This window comes from Muriicola sp., assembly GCF_049669965.1.
Taxonomy (GTDB): domain Bacteria; phylum Bacteroidota; class Bacteroidia; order Flavobacteriales; family Flavobacteriaceae; genus Muriicola.
In genome coordinates, this window is record NZ_JBATLB010000115.1 from 1 (window position 1) to 6748 (window position 6748).

Genomic DNA, 6748 nt, shown 5'->3' on the forward strand with positions numbered 1-6748 from the left:
GAAAAATTAGTTGCTACGATCGCTGCTTCCGGGGTAAGGACAAATGTGCTGCTATTTTCCGTGTTCCCCGCTTTCTTATTGGATGCCGCAATAGCACTTCTGATGAGTCGCTCTATTTGTTCGTCTATTTTCCTAGCTTCCGCTTTCTTTTTATTAAGGGCTACGGCATAGTTGCTTTCATTTTTACGGATAGTGCTTAATAATCCTTTTTGGGAATTGATCTCATCAAATAATTCCTTCCTGGCCACTTGGTTCTCTGCGATTAAGGATTCCTTCTCCTTGCGCTGTAGGGTCAGATCGTTGTTCAGTGCAATAAGATCTTCTGTTTTTGAGGCAATTTGCACCCCCTGTTGTTTGCGGTATTGGGTATATTGCTTTAAATACTGCAGTCTTTTAAAGGCCTGATAAAAATTTTGAGAAGACATAAGAAACATCAACCTGCTTTGCTGCGATCTGTTCTGATACGATTTGCGGATCATATTAGCGTATTCTTCCTTTAAAATATCCAGGTCTTCTCTGAGTTTTCCAATGTTCCTGATATTGGCATTTATCTGTCTGTTAAGGAGATTTGATTGTTGATTTGTAACCCGGATCAATTGCTGTCTGACGTTTATTTTCTGATCCAGAAGTTCCAATTGGTCTAAAACATTCCCTTTTTGCTTCCGTTCTGCAAACAACAATCGGTTCATTTCCGATATTTCCTTTTGGAGTTGTTCCCTTTTGGCCTCCAGCGCTTTTTGTTCATTAGTTTGGGCCCGGGCTGAAGCAGTTAGCAGGATTAAGATAACCCCAAACAGTAATACACGATATGCAGAGAATGCTCTCATATTAATTCAACACAATCTTATCATATCCATTTGGGATCTTGTAGGGGAAACTGATCTTTCCGTTGAATTCCACATTCCGAAATTCAATATCAATCACATTCCGCTGATTATTATCTATAGCTACGATCCCCACGTTGTTTGGCACCAGTTTATTATCTTTTTGTTGATAATCCTTATAGCGGATCTCCAATAGTCTTTTTTTCAACGGCTGAGCAATTTGCTGAGATGCCAGCTTAAATGTACCCGGGGATATTTGAAAAAGGGTCTTAAACAGTTCGTACGAGCTACTTGGCTTTAATTCGTAAGAGGTCGTGTTGAGTGAAACTTCATAACGCTCATCCCTAAGATCAAAAAGTGCTTCTCCCAATAACAGGTTTTGCACTTTATTAAAATCTAGATCGGTTCCCAATAATTGACTCAGGTATTCAAAACTTCCATCGAAGTAATTATTCTCTAATTTATTGTAAAAAGATACCCTGTCTGGGGTGATCATTACCTTCACTATTCCCAAGGGCGCACTCAACCATATCGCCTTATCTTTCTCCATCCTGAGGCTTACTCCTAAACTCTGGCTAGACTCCCCATCCGAATACTCAATCCTTAATTTACTGGTAAGTGTTTTGAAGTTAACGCTACTTCGATAATGATTTTTTATGATGGTCTTTGCCGATAGACTGGCATCCAGGGTATTGTCTGAAATGATCTTGGCCGATCTGCATGAGCTTAGCAGAAATAGAAATATTCCTATTAACACCCATCCAATCCCTAACGTACTCTTCTTCATCTTCATCCTAGGAGCCATTTTTTATTTTACTAAGATACATATTTGCCTTTGTTGTCTCTCCCAGAGCATTGTGAGCCCTGGCAAGTTCAACATAGAAGTTCTGTAGTAATTCATCGTTCTCAATTATAAAATCTAATCCCATTGTCAAAAAATCTACGGCCTCACTGTTTTTAGCAATCCGATTCAGAGACATCCCTTTCGCATAATAAAAAAATGGTTGGGTTGGATAGGATTCAAGTGCCTCTTCTGCTTTTTGATTCAAGGTTTCAAAATCTTCATCCTGGATTAGTACAGCAAGTTCATTGATTAGCTTGGTAACGGGATTTGGCTTCTCAATATTACCATTACCAGGTAATTTTTTTTCTTCAGAAAACTCTTGTTGCAGTGAATCCTTGATCCTGGCGGCCAGTTCTTTGGTGAACTTGCTTGAGCGCAGATCCTTTAAGACCGCGGACGATCTGTCATAACTTTTCTTTTCAAAGTAAATCTGCGCCAGGTTTTCCTTTAACTGTTCGTTATTATAGGGAATTTGATCTTTAATTCTATTTAAATCGGATCCCTGAAGCTCCATGATCTCCAACAGCGTATACAAATACCACAGGTTTTGGGGTTGATTAATTATAGCTTCCTTGGCAGATTCTTCAGCCAGGACCAATTGATTGTTCATCTTGTAAGTTTTAGCCAATTCGTGATCTACAACATCGTTGGTCGCTTCCATTTGTTTGCATTTTAAAAGCGCATTAATGGCTTTACCGTAATTTTCTATCCCTTTTTGCTTTAGTGCCTCAAAGAACAATTCCTGAAATACATCTGTATTGTCCTCCAAAGAAATGTCAGCGCTTTCTTCTTCCTGCGCATACAAATCTCCGGACACCACCATGGTACCCATAAGAATGATTGCTAAATAGGAAAGGAATTTCATAAATTAAAATGTGTAACTACAAGATTGTTAGAACTTTACATTTCTACTAACGGGTGCCTGTACTGCCAAAGCCGCCGGCACCTCTGCTTGTTTGAGATAATTCATTTACCTCAACCCACTCGGCCCGTTCATGATTGGCGATCACCATTTGGGCAATTCGTTCACCATCCTCTACAACAAAGGGTTCATTCGATAAATTAACAAGAATCACGCCAATCTCTCCCCGGTAGTCTGCATCTATAGTGCCGGGGGTATTTAGTACGGTAATCCCTTTTTTAGCCGCAAGTCCGCTTCTGGGTCGTATCTGCGCCTCATACCCCACCGGTAGTTCCAGAAATAAGCCCGTTTTAATGACCTTTCGTTCTAGCGACCCTAAGGTCACAGGCTGGTCTAAGTGCGCGCGCAGATCCATGCCTGCAGAGGCCTTGGTTTCATAGTGGGGTAATGCGTGATTTGAGGTGTTAATGATCTTAATGTTCATTTTTTATAAATATGCGTTTTAGAAGGTCAAATTCCATTTTATAAACCAAAAATAAAAATACTAAAAGTAGGGATGCCCCAATGTAGATGTTCCCCTTAAAAACATAAAAAGACAAGGCTGAGAATAGGATGGAAATCCCCATATAAAAGCCAATTTTTCGAAGGTTATACGGAATCGGATAATACTTCCTGCCGAAGTAGAAAGACAGGCTCATCATACTCGCATAGGCCGCCAGGGTGGCATAGGCTGAGGCGTAATAGCCAATCAAAGGAATAAAGAAGTAGTTGATGCCAATAGTGATCAAAGCTCCTACAATTGAGATATAGGCTCCAAAACGTGTTCTGTCCGTTACTTTATACCAAACAGACAGATTGTGATAGATGCCGAGACAAAAGCTCGCAAGGACAATAATAGGTACCACGGGCATGGCCTCCCAATAGTCTGCATTTAGAACGATCACTTGTTTTAGAAGATCGGCAAAAACCACTACCGCCAGTAAGATTACAGATCCCAGTACCACAAAATAATTGGTGATCTGTGCGTAGGCCTTCTGGGGGTTTTCCGATTTTGAATGGCTAAAGAAAAAAGGCTCAATCCCCAACCGGAAAGCTGTGGCGAAAAGCGTCATAAACAGGGCAATCTTATAACAGGCAGAATACTTCCCTATTTCGCTCTTTGCAATGGCAGCAGGTAAGAGTTCTGAAAGCATAATACGGTCGAACACCTCATTGATCGTAAAAGCAATGCCGGCAATCATTACCGGTAAGCCATATCGCACCATTTGTGACCAGAGAGCTTTATCAAAAGTATATTTTGGCAGAATATAGCATTTCCCCATAAGCAAGAGGGTAAGTCCGCTGGCAATGAGGTTAGAAATAAAAATATAGGAGATCTGAAAATCGGGGTAATAGATCGTTTTAAAGAGACTCTCCGGATTTTCCTGAATGAAGTTGGGGAGCAATAGCAAAAAGAAAACATTCAATCCTAAATTTACAGCTACATTGACAATTTTTATGATGGCATACCGCTTTGGTTTCTGCCGGGCCCTCAGCCAGGCAAAAGGGATGATTGCCAACGCATCCAGTGCCAAGATATAGATGACATACTGAATATACTCCTGATCTATATTCAAGAGAAGTGCCAGTTTATTATGAAACAGCAGGGCTAGCAGGGTAAACAAAAAAGTGGTGGTCCCCAGGGAGATGATAGAGGTAGATACTACTTTGGTTCTGCTGTTCTCACTGTTGTAATATCTAAAAAAAGCCGTTTCCATCCCATAGGCAAGGACCACGTTAAAGATCGCAAACCAAGCAAAAATAAGGGTCACTTCCCCATAAGCACCGGTGGGCATCACTTTGGTGTAAAGTGGCACCAAAATAAAAGACAGCATTCTGGGCAAGACGGTGGCCAGCCCATAAATAAATGTTTGCTTAAATAATTTTTGAAACAGACTCAACCGTGCGTTGTTAGGTAAGGCTTAAAATTAGGTATTTAAAGCCTGCTAACAAAGTTAGTTTTTTGCACGTGAGGGATATATAGAAGGAAGCTTTTGTTTCACTTCTTTTATTTTGTAAAAAAACTTTTTCTTCTTTCCATTCTCCAGATAGCTGATCACAGCTTCGTCCTTTCCCAGTTCGAACGGAAAATCTGCAGGTTCACTTTTTGATAAGGAAGGAGGTTGATTTCCAATTTCCTGTGTAGGATCTGCATGCATTACAATCTCGTGCATTTTGCCCGGGGCCTCATTTTTATAAACACAAACCAAGGTCGTTCCTTTATCATTTTGTTCTAACGTTGGCTGCAGTACATGACCCCTGAAATAGACCTCCCCGAAGGTGACATTCCCCTCATAGCCCGTAATTGGTATGTTCAGCGTGAAGCCCGACCCACCTTCTTCCCTGCCTGCTGTAAAGTCCTGACAGCTTGGACCATCTACTGTGAACGGAGTTTGGTCTACCAATTTCTTTTGGGAAGAACACCCAACTAAGGCAAATAAAAATATAAAGGTAAATAAAGGTGCTTTAATCATGTTTACGTGCTTTTTATACATACTCTCCAATAGCTGTGCCAAAAATAGACAATCAGCTGCTTTAAATATAAAAACCCTGAGACAAGTCAGGGTTTTAATTTTTATAATTTCGTCAAAAAATTAACCATTTAAAGCTTCCGCCCCTCCAACAATCTCGAGGATTTCATTGGTGATCGCCGCCTGCCGCGCTTTATTGTACGTTAATTTTAATTGATCCCTAAGTTCAGAAGCATTGTCTGTTGCCTTGTGCATGGCCGTCATCCGGGCGCCGTGTTCACTGGCAAAAGAATCTCTAATTGCTTTATATAACTGGGTTTTTAAAGATTTTGGGATCAACTCCATCACGATCTTCTCTTTCTCCGGCTCATAAATGTAATCGATGGCTGTGGTAGATTCCGAATTTGCCGCCACTATAGGCAGAAATTGCTCGGTCATCAAGATCTGAGTGGCTGCATTTTTGAATTTGTTATACACAAGCACAATATGATCATAGGTGCCATCTGCAAAGTGCTTCATCAACTCCTCGGCAATAAGAGCCACATTGTCAAAAGTAAGATCATCATACACCTTGCTATGATTGGCGATGATTGCATTCTTTTTCCTCAGAATGTCGTTCCCTTTCTTCCCAATGGCCATAAAATGTACTTCCTGCTCCTTGTAAGTGTTGGCTTGCAATGAAATGCACTGTTTTATCACATTTGAATTAAAGGCGCCACACAACCCTCGGTTAGAGGTAATTACCACTGCCAATACTTTTTTAACCGGCCGCTCATTTGCATAGGCGCTACCAGTATCTGCGTCCAGGCTTCCGCTAAGATTTTGCAAAAGTTCTGTTAGCTTATTGGCATATGGGCGCATGGCGGTAATAGCATCTTGCGCTTTTTTCAATTTTGCAGCAGATACCATCTTCATGGCACTGGTGATCTGCATGGTTGATGAAACCGACGCTATTCTATTCCTTATTTCCTTAAGATTTGCCATGTTTTATCTGCTGTAATCTAACTTTTATATTTCTTAACCATTTCCGCACATACCGAAGTAAGCGTATCGGTCACCTCATCGGTTAGTTTTCCTGCTTTCAGGGTGTCTAAAACATCCCTGTGTTTTGCATTCAAAAACTCAAGGTAGTCTCTTTCAAACTCTTTTATTTTCTCAACCGGAACATCGCGTAGCAAGTTTTTAGAACCGGCATAAATGATAGCAACCTGATCTTCCACTGTGAACGGATCGTTTTGAGCCTGTTTCAAGATCTCAACGTTTCTTCGTCCTTTTTCAATAACATTCAGGGTAGCAGCATCAAGGTCGGATCCGAACTTGGCAAAAGCCTCTAATTCCCTGAACTGAGCCTGGTCTAATTTTAGCGTCCCCGCTACTTTCTTCATGGATTTGATCTGAGCATTTCCTCCTACCCTGGAAACCGAGATACCTACGTTGATCGCAGGTCTTACCCCCTGGTTAAAAAGATCCTGCTCCAGGAAGATCTGACCGTCTGTAATGGAGATCACGTTGGTAGGAATATAAGCGGAAACGTCTCCTGCCTGGGTTTCAATAATTGGCAAGGCTGTTAATGAGCCTCCCCCTTTTACCATAGGTTTTAAGACATCCGGAAGGTCGTTCATGTTCTTCGCTATGGTATCGTCATCAATCACCTTAGCAGCACGCTCTAAAAGCCTGGAGTGAAGATAAAATACATCTCCAGGATACG

General features: G+C 41.1%; 7 protein-coding genes and 1 pseudogene. All 8 read right to left on the reverse strand.

Annotated features, from left to right (window positions below):
• Positions 1–827: murein hydrolase activator EnvC family protein (locus WBM49_RS06240; protein ID WP_424371199.1), on the reverse strand; the 827-nt coding region annotated here is incomplete at its 3' end.
• A 1-nt stretch (position 828) separates the two neighbouring features.
• Positions 829–1617 carry a DUF4292 domain-containing protein gene (locus WBM49_RS06245; protein ID WP_424371200.1) on the reverse strand — a complete coding sequence of 263 codons (789 nt, stop codon included), beginning with the start codon at positions 1615–1617 and terminating at the stop codon, positions 829–831.
• Position 1618: 1 nt separating this feature from the next.
• The gene (locus WBM49_RS06250; RefSeq protein ID WP_424371201.1) at positions 1619–2533 is read right to left on the reverse strand and encodes a tetratricopeptide repeat protein; all 915 of its coding nucleotides are present in this window, start codon (positions 2531–2533) and stop codon (positions 1619–1621) included.
• A 46-nt stretch (positions 2534–2579) separates the two neighbouring features.
• Positions 2580–3014 carry a dUTP diphosphatase gene (gene dut / locus WBM49_RS06255; RefSeq protein ID WP_424371202.1) on the reverse strand — a complete coding sequence of 145 codons (435 nt, stop codon included), beginning with the start codon at positions 3012–3014 and terminating at the stop codon, positions 2580–2582.
• Positions 3004–4470, reverse strand: a complete 1467-nt coding sequence (locus tag WBM49_RS06260) for a lipopolysaccharide biosynthesis protein (RefSeq protein WP_424371203.1) — start codon at positions 4468–4470, stop codon at positions 3004–3006. Before WBM49_RS06260 ends, dut begins: the two co-directional genes overlap by 11 nt.
• 54 nt (positions 4471–4524) lie before the next feature.
• Complete coding sequence (locus WBM49_RS06265) at positions 4525–5043, reverse strand: hypothetical protein (protein WP_424371204.1); 519 nt, start codon at positions 5041–5043, stop codon at positions 4525–4527.
• Positions 5044–5163: 120 nt separating this feature from the next.
• Positions 5164–6024, reverse strand: coding sequence for an ATP synthase F1 subunit gamma (gene atpG, locus WBM49_RS06270; RefSeq protein WP_424371205.1), 861 nt, complete (start codon positions 6022–6024; stop codon positions 5164–5166).
• Between the two features lie 17 nt (positions 6025–6041).
• Positions 6042–6748 (reverse strand): annotated as a pseudogene (locus WBM49_RS06275) (F0F1 ATP synthase subunit alpha); the annotation flags it as partial.